General features: G+C 64.3%; 15 protein-coding genes, 1 tRNA gene and 2 pseudogenes. 10 read left to right on the forward strand and 8 right to left on the reverse strand.

Annotation, left to right across the window (positions count from 1 at the left end):
* Positions 1–4: 4 nt before the first annotated feature.
* Positions 5–391, reverse strand: a complete 387-nt coding sequence (rnpA, locus tag ACETMP_RS26335; RefSeq protein WP_375158439.1) for a ribonuclease P protein component — start codon at positions 389–391, stop codon at positions 5–7.
* A gap of 27 nt (positions 392–418) precedes the next feature.
* On the reverse strand, positions 419–553 hold the full coding sequence (gene rpmH, locus ACETMP_RS26340) for a 50S ribosomal protein L34 (RefSeq protein ID WP_008542748.1): 135 nt from the start codon (positions 551–553) through the stop codon (positions 419–421).
* Between the two features lie 365 nt (positions 554–918).
* On the opposite strand from rpmH, the gene ACETMP_RS26345 reads away from it, so the two are divergent.
* The 5 genes and pseudogenes from ACETMP_RS26345 to ACETMP_RS26365 all read left to right on the forward strand — a co-directional run bounded on the left by ACETMP_RS26345 (position 919) and on the right by ACETMP_RS26365 (position 6,313).
* On the forward strand, positions 919–2,412 hold the full coding sequence (locus ACETMP_RS26345) for an ATP-binding protein (protein ID WP_375158440.1): 1,494 nt from the start codon (positions 919–921) through the stop codon (positions 2,410–2,412).
* Between the two features lie 261 nt (positions 2,413–2,673).
* Positions 2,674–2,750: transfer RNA gene (locus ACETMP_RS26350), tRNA-Arg, on the forward strand.
* A gap of 82 nt (positions 2,751–2,832) precedes the next feature.
* Entirely contained in the window at positions 2,833–3,189 is a 357-nt protein-coding gene (queD, locus tag ACETMP_RS26355; protein WP_375158441.1) for a 6-carboxytetrahydropterin synthase QueD, read from the forward strand.
* A gap of 270 nt (positions 3,190–3,459) precedes the next feature.
* A pseudogene (locus ACETMP_RS26360) lies at positions 3,460–5,324 on the forward strand (tetratricopeptide repeat protein).
* Positions 5,325–5,410: 86 nt separating this feature from the next.
* Positions 5,411–6,313, forward strand: a complete 903-nt coding sequence (locus ACETMP_RS26365; RefSeq protein ID WP_375158442.1) for a hypothetical protein — start codon at positions 5,411–5,413, stop codon at positions 6,311–6,313.
* Between the two features lie 15 nt (positions 6,314–6,328).
* On the opposite strand, the gene ACETMP_RS26370 is transcribed toward ACETMP_RS26365, so the two are convergent.
* Complete coding sequence (locus ACETMP_RS26370; RefSeq protein WP_375161991.1) at positions 6,329–7,105, reverse strand: IclR family transcriptional regulator; 777 nt, start codon at positions 7,103–7,105, stop codon at positions 6,329–6,331.
* Between the two features lie 118 nt (positions 7,106–7,223).
* Between ACETMP_RS26370 and ACETMP_RS26375 the strand changes: the two are divergent.
* The 3 genes and pseudogenes from ACETMP_RS26375 (at position 7,224) to ACETMP_RS26385 (ending at position 11,155) form a co-directional block, all read left to right on the forward strand.
* Positions 7,224–8,016: pseudogene (locus ACETMP_RS26375) on the forward strand (enoyl-CoA hydratase/isomerase family protein).
* 3 nt (positions 8,017–8,019) lie between these two features.
* Positions 8,020–10,107, forward strand: coding sequence for an acetate--CoA ligase family protein (locus ACETMP_RS26380; protein ID WP_375158443.1), 2,088 nt, complete (start codon positions 8,020–8,022; stop codon positions 10,105–10,107).
* A complete protein-coding gene (locus tag ACETMP_RS26385) occupies positions 10,100–11,155 on the forward strand; it encodes a tripartite tricarboxylate transporter substrate binding protein (protein ID WP_375158444.1) in 1,056 nt (351 codons plus the stop codon). Before ACETMP_RS26380 ends, ACETMP_RS26385 begins: the two co-directional genes overlap by 8 nt.
* A 104-nt stretch (positions 11,156–11,259) precedes the next feature.
* Here ACETMP_RS26385 and ACETMP_RS26390 read toward each other — a convergent pair whose 3' ends face one another.
* The 5 genes from ACETMP_RS26390 to ACETMP_RS26410 form a co-directional block, all read right to left on the reverse strand.
* Positions 11,260–11,625, reverse strand: coding sequence for a BA14K family protein (locus tag ACETMP_RS26390; protein ID WP_375158445.1), 366 nt, complete (start codon positions 11,623–11,625; stop codon positions 11,260–11,262).
* 124 nt (positions 11,626–11,749) lie between these two features.
* The gene (locus ACETMP_RS26395) at positions 11,750–12,013 is read right to left on the reverse strand and encodes a hypothetical protein (RefSeq protein ID WP_375158446.1); all 264 of its coding nucleotides are present in this window, start codon (positions 12,011–12,013) and stop codon (positions 11,750–11,752) included.
* 248 nt (positions 12,014–12,261) lie between these two features.
* Entirely contained in the window at positions 12,262–12,702 is a 441-nt protein-coding gene (rnk, locus tag ACETMP_RS26400; protein ID WP_049820418.1) for a nucleoside diphosphate kinase regulator, read from the reverse strand.
* A gap of 10 nt (positions 12,703–12,712) precedes the next feature.
* The gene (locus tag ACETMP_RS26405; RefSeq protein ID WP_375158447.1) at positions 12,713–13,177 is read right to left on the reverse strand and encodes a GreA/GreB family elongation factor; all 465 of its coding nucleotides are present in this window, start codon (positions 13,175–13,177) and stop codon (positions 12,713–12,715) included.
* 286 nt (positions 13,178–13,463) lie between these two features.
* Positions 13,464–13,790 carry a hypothetical protein gene (locus tag ACETMP_RS26410; RefSeq protein WP_375158448.1) on the reverse strand — a complete coding sequence of 109 codons (327 nt, stop codon included), beginning with the start codon at positions 13,788–13,790 and terminating at the stop codon, positions 13,464–13,466.
* Between the two features lie 233 nt (positions 13,791–14,023).
* Between ACETMP_RS26410 and ACETMP_RS26415 the strand changes: the two genes are divergently transcribed.
* Both ACETMP_RS26415 and ACETMP_RS26420 read left to right on the forward strand, forming a co-directional pair.
* Positions 14,024–14,224 carry a hypothetical protein gene (locus ACETMP_RS26415; protein WP_375158449.1) on the forward strand — a complete coding sequence of 67 codons (201 nt, stop codon included), beginning with the start codon at positions 14,024–14,026 and terminating at the stop codon, positions 14,222–14,224.
* Between the two features lie 14 nt (positions 14,225–14,238).
* Positions 14,239–14,688 carry a class I SAM-dependent methyltransferase gene (locus ACETMP_RS26420; protein WP_375161992.1) on the forward strand — a complete coding sequence of 150 codons (450 nt, stop codon included), beginning with the start codon at positions 14,239–14,241 and terminating at the stop codon, positions 14,686–14,688.
* The last annotated feature ends 8 nt before the right edge of the window (positions 14,689–14,696 follow it).

Genomic DNA, 14,696 nt, shown 5'->3' on the forward strand with positions numbered 1-14,696 from the left:
GTCATCAATCTGGTTTGCGGCTGGTCGCTGCGGCGGGACCCGGCCTGTGGCCGCGCGCTTTGGCCGTATGCCGCGCGGGCTTCGTGAACGCTATGCGCAGATCGTCGAGCATGGTGGCGAAGGGGCGCGAGAGCGCGTCCCTTCGGCCGACCAGCACATAATCATGATGGGGCTGCATCGACACCGGATCGAGCCGCTTCACCAATTCGCGAAGCCGGCGCCGGATGCGATTGCGCTCGGGGGCGTTGCCGTTCTTTTTGGTGACGGTGAAGCCGATCCGGACCGGGCCGCCGTCATCGCGGGGACGGCTTTGCAGGACGAACGCAGGACTGTTCACCCGCGCGCCATTGGCAACGGCGAGGAAATCCGCCCGCTGCCTCAGCCGATCCATGATGAAATCCCAAAAAGGGGGTCTGGCTCAGGCGCTCAGACGCTTGCGACCGCGCGCGCGGCGGGCGGCGAGAACCTTGCGGCCGCCGGCAGTGGCGAGACGGGCACGGAAACCGTGACGGCGCTTGCGCACCAGTTTGCTGGGTTGATAAGTCCGCTTCACGGGTTTTTCTCCGCTGACCGGGCAATTTGCCTGTAGAATTGATGGTAAAGTCCGGAAGATGCGGCCCAAAACGGGCCCTTTTCCGGCCCCAAGAGAGCCGCTCCCGGCGTCGCACCGGGTCATCGCGGACAATTCGCGCGGCTTATAAGCGAGCGCCTTGTTTTTCGTCAACGCCGCACAAGCGCGCGATTTCCGTGAATATCGCTGTTTGTGCGGGGTTTTTAACCCTTGAGGTGGCGACTCGCGATATCAGCGCTTACATCCCACCTCGGCAGATTAGCGATCTGTAATTTTGACCGAACCGGGCCCGGGTCGCATCCTTCTACCGCCAATCCTTCACCCGCCAGGCAGCGAGGGCGAATTTCGTGGCAGCGACAGACCGCCAGCCGATCCAGGATCAGGATCAGCCGGACCAGCCGGTGATGCGCGCCCGCGGCGGGCTCGGGCTGTCGGGCAAGTTGCTGCTGCTGACCGTGCCCCTGGTGATGATCGCGGCCGTCCTGCTCTATGTGCCCGCCATTGCCAATTTCTGGGTCAACCGGCTGAACGACCGCGTCGCGGCGGCGAACACGGCGGCGCTGGTGCTGGATGCGGCGCCGCTCGGCATGGTTCCCGATTCGCTGTCCCGCCAGATCCTCAAGAGCATCAATGCCCGCGCGGTTGCCATCAAGATGGGCCAGCAGCGCCGGCTGCTCGCCAGCGACAACATTCCAGCCACCATCGAGCATGACATCGACCTGCGCGACATGACGGCGTGGGAGGCGATCACCGGCTCGTTCCGGATGATGCTGGAGACTGGCAACCAGGCCATCCGGATCGTCGGGCCAGGCGTCGGCACGGCCCAGTTCATGGAGATCGTCACCGATGAGCTGCCGCTGCGGCAGCAGATGTACCGTTTCTCCCGCAACCTCGTGGTGGTCGCGCTGATCATCGCGGCGCTGACCGCCGGCCTCGTCTATCTCGCGCTTCATTATCTCTTCGTGCGCCCGATGCGTCGGCTGACCGCGAGCCTGGTCGGTTTCCACGAGAATCCCGAAAGCTCGGCGGGAATCATCGTGCCGAGCCAACGCAGCGACGAGATCGGGGTCGCAGAGCGTGAATTGTCGGACATGCAGCGCGATCTGATGTCGATGCTGCATCAGAAGAGCCGGCTCGCCGCCCTCGGCCTCGCCGTGTCCAAGATCAACCACGATCTGCGCAATCTGCTGGCTTCGGCCCAGCTGCTGTCGGATCAGCTCGCCAGCGTGCCGGATCCGCGGGTGCAGCGCTTTGCGCCCAAGCTGGTGCGCTCGCTCGAGCGCGCCATCGCCTTCTGCCAGTCCACGCTGTCCTACGGCCGCGCCCAGGAGGCTGCGCCCGACCGCCGCATGATCCTGATCGAGCCGGTCGTGCTGGAGGTGCGCGAGACCGCAGGCCTTGCCTCGGACGCCTCGATCGCCTGGGTTGCCGCGATCGAGCGCGGGCTGGCGGTCGACGCCGATCCCGACCAGCTGTTCCGGGTGCTGCTCAACCTCGTCCGCAACGCCGCCCAGGCGCTGGAGAGTCATTCCTCCGGCGACGGCGGCCCGCAGCAGATCCGGATCACCGGAAAGCGCGAAGGCGCGGTGGCGATCATCGAGGTCTCCGACACCGGTCCCGGCGTGCCGCAGAAGACCAGGGAGCACCTGTTCGAGGCGTTCCAGACCTCCGGGCGCCCCGGCGGCAGCGGGCTGGGCCTCGCCATCGCCGCCGAGCTGGTCCGCGCCCATGGCGGCGACATCCACCTCGTCGAGGGCACCATCGGCGCCACCTTCCGCATCGTCATTCCCGACCGCCCCGTGGAGCTGCTCTCGATTCGGAACGAGCGGCAGCGGGCGTAAGTCGGCCAGTGGCCGACAGCCTCCCGTCATTCCGGGGCTCGCGCAGCGAGAACCCGGAATCCCGAGGTTTGGCGCCAGATTCCGGGTTCGATGCTGCGCATCGCCCCGGAATGACGTTCAAACCGTCATTTCCCTGCAAAATCTCCCGATCCCGGATCTTGCCAATCGGGACAAGAGCGGTTAGTCAGAGCGCTCTTTCGCACCCCCTCCGGCTCCGCCGAGGCTGCGTCGCGGGCTATGCCCGCGCTGTTTGCGAAACACGCGCCCGTAGCTCAGCTGGATAGAGCATCAGACTACGAATCTGAGGGTCGGACGTTCGAATCGTTCCGGGCGCGCCATTCTTCGACGAAGGTCAGGACAAAGCAGCATCTGGTCGCCAGACGGGCCGAGACCGGATGGCTTCGCCGTGTGAGGAGCGGAATGAGGATATCGCAGGCGTTCAAGTTCGAGGCGGCGCATCGGCTGCCGAACGTGCCCGAGACCCATCGATGCCGCCGGCTGCATGGACATTCCTACCGGGTCGAGGTCCAATTGGACGGACCGGTCGATCCGCATACCGGCTTCGTCGCCGATTTCTTCGACATCGAGAAATGCTTCGCCGACATCATGGCCGCGCTGGATCATCACTGCCTGAACGAGGTCAAAGGGCTGGAGAACCCGACCGCCGAGAATATCGCGATATGGATTTGGGACCGGCTGAAGCCGAGCCTGCCGCAGCTGTGGGCGGTCCGCGTTTATGAGACGGCGGATTGCTGGGCCGAATATAACGGGCAGTGACGACGGCGCGCTGACCCGGCGCCGGCCTCGCCGTCGCCACGAGTTCCCGCCGCTCACCTTCTCCGCCATATCGGAAACCCGGGGTCAACCGTCTGCGGCGTGCCGCTGCCTGCACGCCGTCGGACGGGTCTCATTGCTCACGCACATATGAGCTGTGTTGATAACCGCATGTGGGGTGGAAGGCTTAGTTTCAAGCTGGCGTCGAATGTCCGCAATGCCACTTGTGCCTGGCCTTGTGCCTGGCCTGGCCCCTGTACAGGGAAACCGTTGATGGAACGCAAGCTCGCCGCGATCATGGCCGCCGACATCGTCAGCTACAGCCTGATGATGGCCGAGAACGAGGCCTCCACCTACAAAGAGCTGCGCACGGTGTTCGACAATCTGATCGAACCCACGGTCGCGCAGCATGGTGGACGCATCTTCAAGATGACCGGGGATGGCTTTCTGGCGATGTTTCCAAGCGTCAACGAAGCCGTCGATGCAGGCTCTGCCATTCAGCAAGGATTCGACAACGCTCCGTTCGAGCTGCGGATAGGCATTAACCTCGGTGATGTCATTGAGGATAATGGCGATATGTACGGCGACGGCGTCAATGTCGCCACACGGCTTGAGGCGATGGCCGATCCCGGCAGCATCTTCGTCAGCGGCGCTGTCGTCATGGCCGCAGACCGCAATCGCGGCGAGGTGTTCGCGCGTGTGGGCCGCAGGCGCGCCAAAAACATTCCCGAACGTCTCAATGTCTACCGTGTCCGGCGCGCGCAATCCCCGTGGGCTCGCTGGCGAAAAGTCCCGCGCGTTCTACGCGGTACCGCTGCGCGCTGGTCGTATGGCGTTGCCGCAATAGCCCTCGTCCTAATCGGCACCCAGATCCAACCGCTGTCCCTGGCGGCGATGGTCAGCCGGCTCCCGGCCGCGCTATCTTTCGACCAGACCCGTGCCGACCCGCGCCCGTCAATCGCGGTCATGCCTTTTGCGACCATGGGCGGAGACCAGTCGTACTTTGCAGACGGGCTGACCGAGGATGTGACCACGGCGCTTGCAAGGAATTCCGAGCTTCAGATCATCGCGCGCGATTCCACCTTTGCCGTGCGCGGGCAAGAAAGCGATATGCGCAGGCTCGGGGCAAAGCTGGGCGTTTCCTACGTGGTGGAAGGCAGCGCGCGCCGCGAGGGGACCGGCTTCGCGTCTCGGCGCAGCTGATCGACGTGAAATCGGGCGCGCACCTTTGGTCGCGCAGTTTCGACAGGCAGGTTGCCGACGTCTTCACCGTACAAAGCGAGCTGACCACGGAAATCGTCGCCCAGCTCGCGCCGTATATCGTCCGAAGTGAAGCCATCGCTGCCGCGCAACGTCCGACCGACAACCTTCAGGCCTACGATCTTCTCCTGCGGGCCCGTCATCGCTACCGGCACGGCGTCCAGGATGCGGAAGCATTGATGGAGGCACGCGGCCTATATCAGCGCGCGCTGGAAATGGACCCGGCCTATGCCGCCGCCCGTGCGGGCTTGGCTCTCACTTACATCGCGGATGTGGCCAAGAGGTCGAATGGTCGGGCGACAGCGCATGAGCTGGAATTAGGTCTCAGCGAAGCGCGCCAGGCTGTGCGCCTCGATCCCAATCTCTCGCTCGGCTATCAGGTGATCAGCTTCGGACTGGCGGTGCAGGGCGATTATGCGGGCGGCTTGCAGGCCGCCAAGCGCGCCGTCGAACTGAATCCCAATGACCCCGATAGCATGATGGCTTTGGCCAAAGCGCAAGTCCGTTTCGGGGACTACGCGGACGCCGTTGCCAATGCCGAGCGGGCACGTCGCCTTCATCCCATGGCGCCGGAATATTACGCCTATGTGCATGGCCAGGCTCTTTACGCCGCGGACCGTCGCGACGAGTCGGCTAGCGTGATTTCCGAATGCCTTGTAAGGGCGCCGCGCGATGCCAACTGCCTGCTGATCCAGGCTGCGCTGCAAGGGCGGCGCGGTGATGTAGAAGCGGCGCAGCTGACGATGGCAAACCTGGTAACCGCCCAACCGACATTTTCGTTGGAGGCAGAGCGTTCTTATCGCCGGTTTGGCAACAAGCCGCTCATGGAGCAGTTCCTGAATGACCTGACGGTGGCGAAGGCACCGGGGGCTGCGTGATAGGATTCCCGTAGCTTGAATTCAGCGAGATAGCAGTTCTCAGGTTCATCTCGTCGGGCGCGCCGTTTCGATGGTAAGTTCGTCCGATGCGCATTATCGATCATCTATTCTCCCGCCTCGTTTTATTCCTTGCCATCGCAGCCGCTCCGGTGCTTCCCGCCGCCGCGGCGGAAACCTGTCCGTTCATCAGCGCCCAGGAGCTCGCCCGCGCGATGCCGGCGCTCAAATGGTCGCTGATCTCCAATCAGGACGGCCGAGGCTGCATCTACCAGGCCGGGCGCGGCGACACGATGATGCTCTCCGTGTTCCGCAATCCCGACAAGGACCGCGCCAGGGAATTGTACGCGACCTTCGTCAAGACGCTGGGCGAGCGCATGAAGCTGAGCGCAGTGGCCGGAATCGGCGACGAAGGCCGGGGCGGAACGAGCGCCGCCGGCGCGGAGCGCCAGGAGGCCTCGGTCGTCGCCTTGTCGGGCGACTACATTCTCCAGCTTACCGTCTATCCGATCGGCCGGCGTGCCGACGATGCGCTGCTCGGACCGCTCAGCGAAGCCGCGCGCATTGCCATCGGAAGCGTGAGCAAGAGCAGCGAGCGCTTCGGCAATTGCGAGTGGCTCACGGCCGCCGATGCCGACGGCTTCCTCGATGCGGGCACGCTGACGGTGCAGAGCACCGGCGCAGGCAGCTGCATGATGTTCGACCGCGAGGCCAATACCATGACCGTCGCGGTGATCGCGACCTCGCGCGACACCGCCGCCGGCATGATGAAGCGCGCAGGCCCCTGCACGCACGTGGCGATTCCCGAGCTTGGCAGCGAAGCCTTCGGCGAGCATTCCTGCACCAAGGGCAACGGCAACGCCGTCAACATCTTCGTCTGGAAGAAGGGCAGGCAGGCTTCGATCCTGTTCGCACCGGTCAAGCCGCATCCGGAGTCCGGCTCGGTCGAACGCCTGAAGGCGGTCGCCGGGCGGGTCTATGGAAAGTTGTAAAGGGCGCCGATCGCTTCAGCCGTCCGCCAGCACCTCCTTGCACTTCGCCGCGAAGGCATTGAGGTACGCGCCGAGTTCGCTCGCCAGCGCATCGGACCGGTCGACATTCTGCAGGCTCATGTTGAGGGCATAGACCGGAAGCCCGTCGAGTACGACAGGTGTTGCGACGGCGAGCACAGCGGGCTGCCAGGATACGGCACAATAGCCGTCGCGCGCGACAGAGCTGATCGATCTCCTGACGTCTGCGAGCAGCGCCCTGGTGGCAGCCGTGCTGCGCCGCCTGAACTGCTTCAGCAATCGCTCGCGCTCGGACTCGGCGACGCCGGCGAGGTAAGCGCGGCCCAGCGACGTCAGTTCCATCGGGACCTGCTGACCGGCGACTACGTTGCGCAGCGCCGCGCGCGGGCTGTAGCGGATCGATTCGAGATAAACCATCATGGTGCGATCCGCGGTAGCCAATCCGACGTTGAGCCGGCGCTTCGCCGATTCGGCCCGCATCATCGGTCCGATCGCGTTGAGAACGGGTGATCCCGTCCGCATCGCGTGGCCGATGCTGATGACGGACGCAGCCAGGCGGTAGGCCCGCTCGCTACGGACTTCGTCGAGCATACCGGAATTGACCAGCGTTCGTGTCAGCCGGCTGACGGTCGATCGCGGCAAGCCGCAACGCTCCGCGATCTCGCCGTTGCCCAGCGTGTCGACGCCGGGCCGGAACGCCCGGAGGATCTCGATCCCTCGTTCGAGCGACCGGTTGCCATCAACCCCGCCCGCATATCTGCGCGCCCGCATCATGCCCAGCTCCGCCAGCATTTCCATTTAGTGGAATTAGACGGATGTTCCAGCGGAGGCAAGCCGCTATCAACGGTGGAAGAAGAATGCCCGGCCCGCGCTGGCTTGATGAGGAAACGCCATGTCCTATCAGCTCATCGAATTTTCCGTCGAAACTGCTGTCGCGACCATCGCCTTCAACCGCCCGGAACGCCGTAACGCCATGAACGACGAGATGCGCGCCGAGTTCGTCGGCGCGCTCGACACCGTGTCCCGCGACAGGTCCATCAAAGCTCTGGTGCTGACCGGACGCGGCAACGCCTTCTGTGCCGGCGGCGATATCAGCGGCATGAAACGCCGGCCTCGAGGCGCCGCAGGGCGAGGTCGCCTTCAATGGCTGGAGCCGCCAGCAAAGTGTGCACCACGTGCAGTCGTTGCTGCTGGGCCTGCCGAAGCCGACGATTACCGCCGTCAACGGCGCCGCGGCGGGCCTCGGTGCGGATACCGCGCTGGCCTGCGACTTCGTCATGGCCACGGAACGCTCGAAATTCACCTGGTCCTACATCAAGCGCGGTTTGATCCCCGACGGCGGGGGTCTGTATTTCCTGCCGCGCCGGGTCGGGCTCGCGAAGGCCAAGGAGCTGATCTTCACGGGACGGGTCGTCGAGGCTGACGAGGCGCTTGCGCTCGGCATCGCCGACCGCAAGGTGGCCGCGGCAGAGCTGCTGCCGGCCGCGCAGGCCTGGGCGGCCGAACTGGCTCAGGGGTCTCCCACTGCTCTGGCGCTGAGCAAGAAGATTTTGAACGAGACCTTCGAGCATTCCGCCCACGATATCTTCACCCTCGGCAGCCAGGCGCAGGCTATCTGCTACACCAGCGCGGAGCATCGCGACGCCGTGGCGGCGTTCCTCGCGCAATCCTCGTCGAAGGATTGAGCGATGAATGCGATCGAACGCCTGATCCGGCCGCGCAGCATCGCCGTCATCGGTGCATCGGCGGACCCGAGCAAGACGTCGGGCCGCCCGGTGTCCTATCTCCAGAAGCATGGCTTTGCGGGTGAGATCTATCCCGTCAATCCGAAGGTCGGAGAGATCGGCGGCCTCAAATGCTACGCGGACGTCGCCTCGCTGCCTGATGTGCCTGATGTCGGCCTTGTCCTTGTCGGCGCCGAGCGCGCGCATATCGCGGTGCGCGAATTGTCCGAGCGCGGAGCGGCCGCGGCGATCGTTCTTGCCAGCGGCTTCACCGAGACCGGAGCAGAAGGGGCGGCGCGCCAGCAGCAACTCATGCAAGCCGCGGGCTCGATGCGGATCCTCGGGCCGAACACGATTGGCCTCGTCAATCTCACCGACAATATCGTGCTGTCGGCGTCGGGCGCGCTGGCGATGGATCACTTCCCGGCGGGGGCCATCGGGCTGATCTCGCAGAGCGGGGGATTCTCGGTGCCGTGTTGTCGCGCGCCGCGGCACGCGGAATCGGGCTGTCCAAGCTGGTGTCGACCAGCAACGAGGCCGATCTCGAGGCTCTCCGACTTCATCGACTTCCTCGCCGAAGACGATGCCACCAGAGTCATTGCACTCTACATCGAGGCGATCCGCAATCCGCTTCGTTTTCGGGAGGCGGTCCTCAGGGCGCGCCGCGCCGGCAAGCCCGTCGTCGCCTTCAAGATCGGTCGATCGGAGGCGGGCGCCCAGGCGGCCGTCTCGCACACGGGCGCGCTGGCCGGCTCCGACCGCATGTACGACGCCCTGCTCACGCAACTCGGCGTGATCCGCGCCAGGACGTTCGAAGATCTGCTCGACATTCCCGCCGTCCTTGCCGCGGGACGGAAACTCTCCGGCCGGCGCATTGCGATCCTGACCTCGACCGGCGGCGCCGGCACGATCGTGTCCGACAGTCTCGGCGTCGCCGGCTTTACGACACCCGCACCCGATGCGGAGACGGCGGCGCAATTGCGAGCCTTGCAGTCGGGATCGCATGCCAATCTCGATCGCAATCCGATCGACGTGACCCTGGCCGGCCTGCAGCCGGAGCTGCTGCGCGGCGCCATCCGCATCCTGCTCGCAAGTCCGTCCTATGACGCGCTGGTCGTCATTGCCGGCTCGTCGGCGGTGGGTTCGCCGGCCCTGCTGGCCGACGCCATCCGTGACTGCCTGCCGCTCAGCGACAAGCCGGTCATTGCCTATGTCAGTCCCTATGCGCCCGAGGTGGTGTCAGTCCTCACGCGGCGCGGTGTCCCAGCCTATACCTGTGCCGAGAGTTGCAGCGCTGCGCTCGATGGGCTGTTGCGGGCCACAATGCCGGAGCAGGTCCAGAAACCCACCTCGTCCCCGACAACGGTTGATGTCAGCGACATCCCGGCCGGACCACTGGATGAAGCACAGGCCAAGGCGCTGTTCGCCCGCTTCGGGATTCCTGTCGCTGCGGAGAAACTGGTCGCAACGGCGCGCGAAGCGGAACAGGCGGCGCGCAGCCTCGGTGACCGGGTCGTGCTCAAGATCCTCTCGCGCGAGATCGCGCATAAGAGCGATGTCGGCGGCGTTGTGGTCAATCTGACCGCTGACGTGATCGGTGGTCGCCTGACGGCGATGACCGATGAGGTCGAGGCCAGGACCGGGAAGCGACCCGATCAATTCCTTGTTCAGGAGATGATTTCAGGTGGCGTCGAGATCATCCTTGGAATGCATCGCGATTCCCTGGGAACCGCGATCCTGCTCGGCATGGGCGGTGTCGCGGCCGAATTGTTCAAGGACACAACGATGCGTCTGCTTCCGCCGAATGGCGGCCTCGATCTGGCCGAGGCGCGAGCGATGGCGCGCGATCTCGTCACCTGGCCGCTGCTTGACGGTTTTCGAGGCCGGCCGGCATGCGATGTCGAAGCGCTTGCAGAAGCGGTGGTCGCGTTCTCGCGCATGGTTGCGCAGCTCGGCGAGCGCCTGGCGGAGGCCGAGATCAATCCGATGATCGTGCTGCCGGCGGGCCAGGGCGTGAAGGCAGCGGACGGATTGGTCGTTCTCAATGTCTAAGCAAACGCGGAGGGATCCTCGAGATGGCCATTGGCGACATCATCAAGCACGACGAAGCTGGTGGGAAGGCTCTTGCCTCGCGGCGCTGGCGAGGTCTCGCCATTCTCGCCTGTGCAATCCTCGGGGGCTCGGACTGACGCCGGCGCGCGCGGAATATCCCGACAAGATCGTCAGGATCGTGGTGCCCTTCGCAGCCGGCGGCGGCACCGACATCATGGCGCGAACGACTGCGCAGGAGATCCAGGCGGATCTCGGCAAGTCCGTCATCATCGAGAACAAGCCGGGCGCCGGGACCATCATTGGAACCCAGACGGTGGCGACCAGCGAGCCTGACGGCTATTCGCTGTTGATGGCGACTTTCGCCCACGCGGTCAATCCGAGCCTCTACAACAAGCTGCCGTTCGATCCGCACAAGGATTTCGCGGCGATCTCGCTGATCGCGCGCTCGTTCAACATCGTCGTGGTCAACCCGGCATCGAAGATCAACTCGATCTCGGAATTGATCACGGAGGCCAAGGCCAATCCGGGCAAGCTCAATTTCGGAACCTTCGGCACCGGCACCTCGGCGCATCTCGCCGGCGAGCTGTTCAATGCGATGGCGAAGGTCAAGATGACGGCGGTTCCCTACAAGGGTGCGGCGCCTGCGATCAGTGATCTCCTGGGCGGGCAGATCGACGTGATGTTCACCACGGTGGCAAGCGCGGCCTCGCTGGTGGCTGCAGGTCAGCTCCGGGCGCTGGCCGTCACGTCCGCCGAGCGGTCAGCGGCGTTTCCGCAATTGCCCACCGTCGCCGAGGCCGGGGTGCCCGGCTACGCTGCCGAATCCTGGTACGGATTGTATGCGCCGGCCAGGACGCCTGCTCCGGTGATAGCGCGTCTCAATCAAGCAATCGCAAAGGCGGTTCAGTCCGGTGCCTTCAAGAAGCTGGAGGCGAACGAAGGCCTCATCATGGTCGGCAGCGCTCCGGAACAGCTCGATCGTTATGTCGCCCAGGAGGAGGAACGCTGGCGCAAGCTGATCAAGGACGCGAATATCGAGGTGCAATAGACGTGCGGGCTGCGCTTGTTTCGCCTTTGAATGGATCGCAAGCCCTTGCCGAATGTCGGCAGCCTCTCTCGGAGCGAGGAGGCTGCCGCAGGCTCATGCGCGCGTCACGGGCAGGGGTGACGCAGGCCGTCGTAACCCAGATAAGTTCCTGAGCCGGGATCGTAGGAGCGATAGCGTTGCGCACAGTATGACGTGGCGTTGGCTTGAGCCTGGCTGCTGGCGATTGCGCCGCCGATGATTGCACCGGCCGCGAGGCCGCCAAGCACGGCCGCGCCGCCGCCGTAGTGGCGGCGATGATGCCCGTAATAGCCATGCCCATGTCCGTGCCAATGCCGGTACTGCACCTGCTGCACGCCTGAGTCAGCACCGGGATTTCCGATCGGCAAAGGCGCCGCAAGCCCCGGTGATGCCGCCGTCGAGAGCATCGCTCCAGCGGCCGCAAGGACGACGAAAGTCTTACGCATTGTCATGTCGGACTCCATGTTGTCGAGGATGCCGGAGCAACGGCCGCATGCCCGCTCCGTTCCTCTCATGCCGGGCGAGCGTCAGAGCGTCGCAGAAAATGAACTGTTGGTAAGAATGCATGCGATGCGGCTAGCTGTCCTCGCCGTCCCGGCGGCGGAAGGGATCGGCGACCTCATCGTGACCGCTGCGGCTGCTGAAGAACATCAGGGCCATCAGCCCGCAGCCGATCAGCAGTGAGAAGAAAGCTCCGAGGCCAAGCGCGATCCAGCCGTGCTTGCCCATCTCGACGCCGCTGCTGGTTTCCCAGACCGAAAATCCCCAGACGCCCGTCAGGATCAACATGGCTCCGAGCGTAACCAACAGGGCAATCTGGCCGGCACTGATATTCTTCATGGCTGTTTCCGTTCCCGTGCCTGACGAGAGTCAATTGCAGAGGACGACGAGGTGTTCCGCGACGATGCCGACCTCCTCGCCACTCCCGTGAGTTCGCCTGCCGGGACATGGTAGCGAGGCTCGGAAGTGGCTTCGTTGTGCTGCAGCAAGTTCCAGGAGCAACTTCCAGGTCGTCGGTCAAATCCGTGCGGCAGGTCCCCCTCGCAAAGGGGCGCATCCGGAGCGGCGCGCCCGCTATTGCGAGTGAGTCATGCTCGGTCGGGTCTGTCGATCATTTCTGATTCGGAGACAGCCAGAACGGTCAGTGCTCTGACGCGCTTGTCCGGCGTCTCGAACGCGATGCGCTGTCCCACCGAGAGCCCGATCAAGGCCGCCCCAACGGGAGTCAGGATCGAGATCCGGCTGAGCGCGATGTTGGCCTCGTGCGGATAGACCAGCACGATCTCGCGGCTCGCACCCTTGTCATCGCGATAGGTCACTTTGGAGCCCATCCTGACCACGCCGCGCAAGTCGTTATCTTCCGCGACTGTCGCGCGGTCCAGCTCGCGAGCCAGAAACTGGGCGACATCGGGAAACAGATCCATGGTCGAATTCGCCAGCGAGCTCAAACGCCGCGAATCGTCCTCTGCGATCCTGATCGGCGGCAACGCGGGCTGGTCTCGCCGAATCTCGGCTTCGAAATTGTGCATTTGATGTCTCCTAGGCTGCAGTGGGTCCGGGATCGTCGTCGAGCGGCCTGCTGCGCCGGCTCGCCGGAAACAGCTTGACCACGTTCGGGTTTGATCGCGTGACGCTCTGAACCCTGACGACGTTCAGGCACCCCGCGACGAGGTACGGCATGTGATCGCCGACCTGCAGGCCGATCAAAGCGGCTCCCAGAGGTGACAGGATCGAGATGCGGGCGGGATCCGACCAGCACTCCTCGGGCCAGACCAACTGCACGGTGCGGCGTGGAACGCCCCAGTTGGTGCAAAAAGTGACCCATGATCCGACAGTCACGCGGGAATCGAGATCGTTCATCTCGTCCGGCACGATGTCGGCGCGGTTGATCTCGCCCAGAAGGAAGATCCCGTCCAGATCACCTCGTTGGGCGGCGCGGCGGGCAAGCTGTTCGAGACGAAGATAGTCCGATGCGGTGAGCGCGATTTTTGGAAGAGGCAGCACGGCACACTCCTTCTGCTTCAATACGACCTCGGAGGGAGAGGTCACGAAAGCTGGAAAAGAGCCCGGACGGCGCAAGCACCGTCCGGCTAACCGCCTGCTTGGAGGCGGCCGGCGTGAAGACCGAAGCGCGCGGTGCGCGCGTCTATGTCGACGACATATGCCATGACATGCCAGATATAATCACTCATTCCGCCGGAGACATTGCGGCGAAACCGCACAGCCGCGAGCGGTCGGATCTCGTCACCAAGCGGCAATGTGAGCTTCAGATTCCGTAGCGCAGTCTTTTTTACCGTAGCCCTTGTTGGTCGATCAGGATGCGGTGGATCTCGATGCGCTGCGGCAGCTCGATCAGGAACTCCGCGTCGCGCGCGAGATGATGGACCTTGGTGGGCTCGCCCTTGGTGAAAGCCGTCATGGCTGCGATGTCAGCCCAATAGGAAATGGTCGTGAACCAAGTCTCCTCGTCGCGGTCCTCGCGCAATTGCTGCACGCCGAGCGCGGTCTCGAGCAGCGGCGGAATGCCCTCGGCCTGCAGGTAGGCCTGGTAGGCGTCGGCGAGATCGCCGCGGGTACGGCCGCGCCAGATGCGGGCGATGGTCGGCTTGGTCGGCATGACGGGCTCCCTTGCAGCGAACGCCGCGCCCCGCATTCTGTTCCACGCGGCTTCGTGTCGCCGCCGGCGGCAGAAACCGACGCCGGACGCCGGCGGCGCGGCGCCGGAGTCCACGTCATTGATCTGAAGCAATGATGATCGCGTCCCTAGATGCTAAAGCGATTCGCAAGTTGCGATCCGAGCCTTTCCGGCCAATCGCGACAATCGCAACGCGCCTGGAATCAGAGGACTCAATGGGACGACTCCTGAATATCGTGACGCCACTGCATACGGCGACCAAGCGCGACTACATGGCCCGCATGAACGACGACAAGATCGGCTGCTCGCTGAAGGCGCGGGAATACGAGGCCGATATTGGGATGGCGACCGCCGCTTCGGCTACGGCGGATACCGCTTCATCGAGGGGCGCTGGGCGCCGGTCGCCAAGGCGCTGATCGAGACCTATGGTCTGAAGGACGGATCCAGCGTTCTCGACGTCGGCTGCGGCAAGGGCTTCCTGCTCTACGAGATGCAGAAGATCCTGCCGGGCTTGAAGGTCGTCGGCTTCGATATCTCCAAGCACGGTCTTGCCAATGCGCACGAGCAGGTGAAGCCCTACCTCTTCAACTATCGCGCCCAGGATATCTATCCCTACGGCGACGACAGTTTCGACCTCGTCATCTCGCTCGGCACCCTGCACAATCTGCGGCTCTACGAGCTCGAGGCGGCGCTCAAGGAGATCGAGCGGGTCGGCAAGAACAAATACGTCATGGTCGAGGGCTACCGGACCGTCGCCGAACTGCACAACCTCGAATGCTGGGCGCTGACGGCGGAGTCCATCCTGCACACCTCGGAATGGATCTGGCTGTACGGCAAGCTCGGTTACACCGGCGACTACGAATTCATCTATTTCGAGTGATCGGGCGC

Source organism: Bradyrhizobium dasycarpum, assembly GCF_042019905.1.
GTDB lineage: Bacteria > Pseudomonadota > Alphaproteobacteria > Rhizobiales > Xanthobacteraceae > Bradyrhizobium > Bradyrhizobium japonicum_B.

Coding starts and splice junctions, on each gene's coding strand:
- ACETMP_RS26385 (WP_375158444.1), top strand. CDS start 10,100: ATGTCTAAGCAAACGCGGAGGGATCCTCGAGATGGCCATTGGCGACAT.
- ACETMP_RS26370 (WP_375161991.1), bottom strand. CDS start 7,105: ATGATGCGGGCGCGCAGATATGCGGGCGGGGTTGATGGCAACCGGTCG.
- ACETMP_RS26365 (WP_375158442.1), top strand. CDS start 5,411: ATGCGCATTATCGATCATCTATTCTCCCGCCTCGTTTTATTCCTTGCC.
- ACETMP_RS26380 (WP_375158443.1), top strand. CDS start 8,020: ATGAATGCGATCGAACGCCTGATCCGGCCGCGCAGCATCGCCGTCATC.
- rnpA (WP_375158439.1), bottom strand. CDS start 391: ATGGATCGGCTGAGGCAGCGGGCGGATTTCCTCGCCGTTGCCAATGGC.
- ACETMP_RS26390 (WP_375158445.1), bottom strand. CDS start 11,625: ATGACAATGCGTAAGACTTTCGTCGTCCTTGCGGCCGCTGGAGCGATG.
- queD (WP_375158441.1), top strand. CDS start 2,833: ATGAGGATATCGCAGGCGTTCAAGTTCGAGGCGGCGCATCGGCTGCCG.
- ACETMP_RS26395 (WP_375158446.1), bottom strand. CDS start 12,013: ATGAAGAATATCAGTGCCGGCCAGATTGCCCTGTTGGTTACGCTCGGA.
- ACETMP_RS26415 (WP_375158449.1), top strand. CDS start 14,024: ATGGGACGACTCCTGAATATCGTGACGCCACTGCATACGGCGACCAAG.
- rnk (WP_049820418.1), bottom strand. CDS start 12,702: ATGCACAATTTCGAAGCCGAGATTCGGCGAGACCAGCCCGCGTTGCCG.
- ACETMP_RS26410 (WP_375158448.1), bottom strand. CDS start 13,790: ATGCCGACCAAGCCGACCATCGCCCGCATCTGGCGCGGCCGTACCCGC.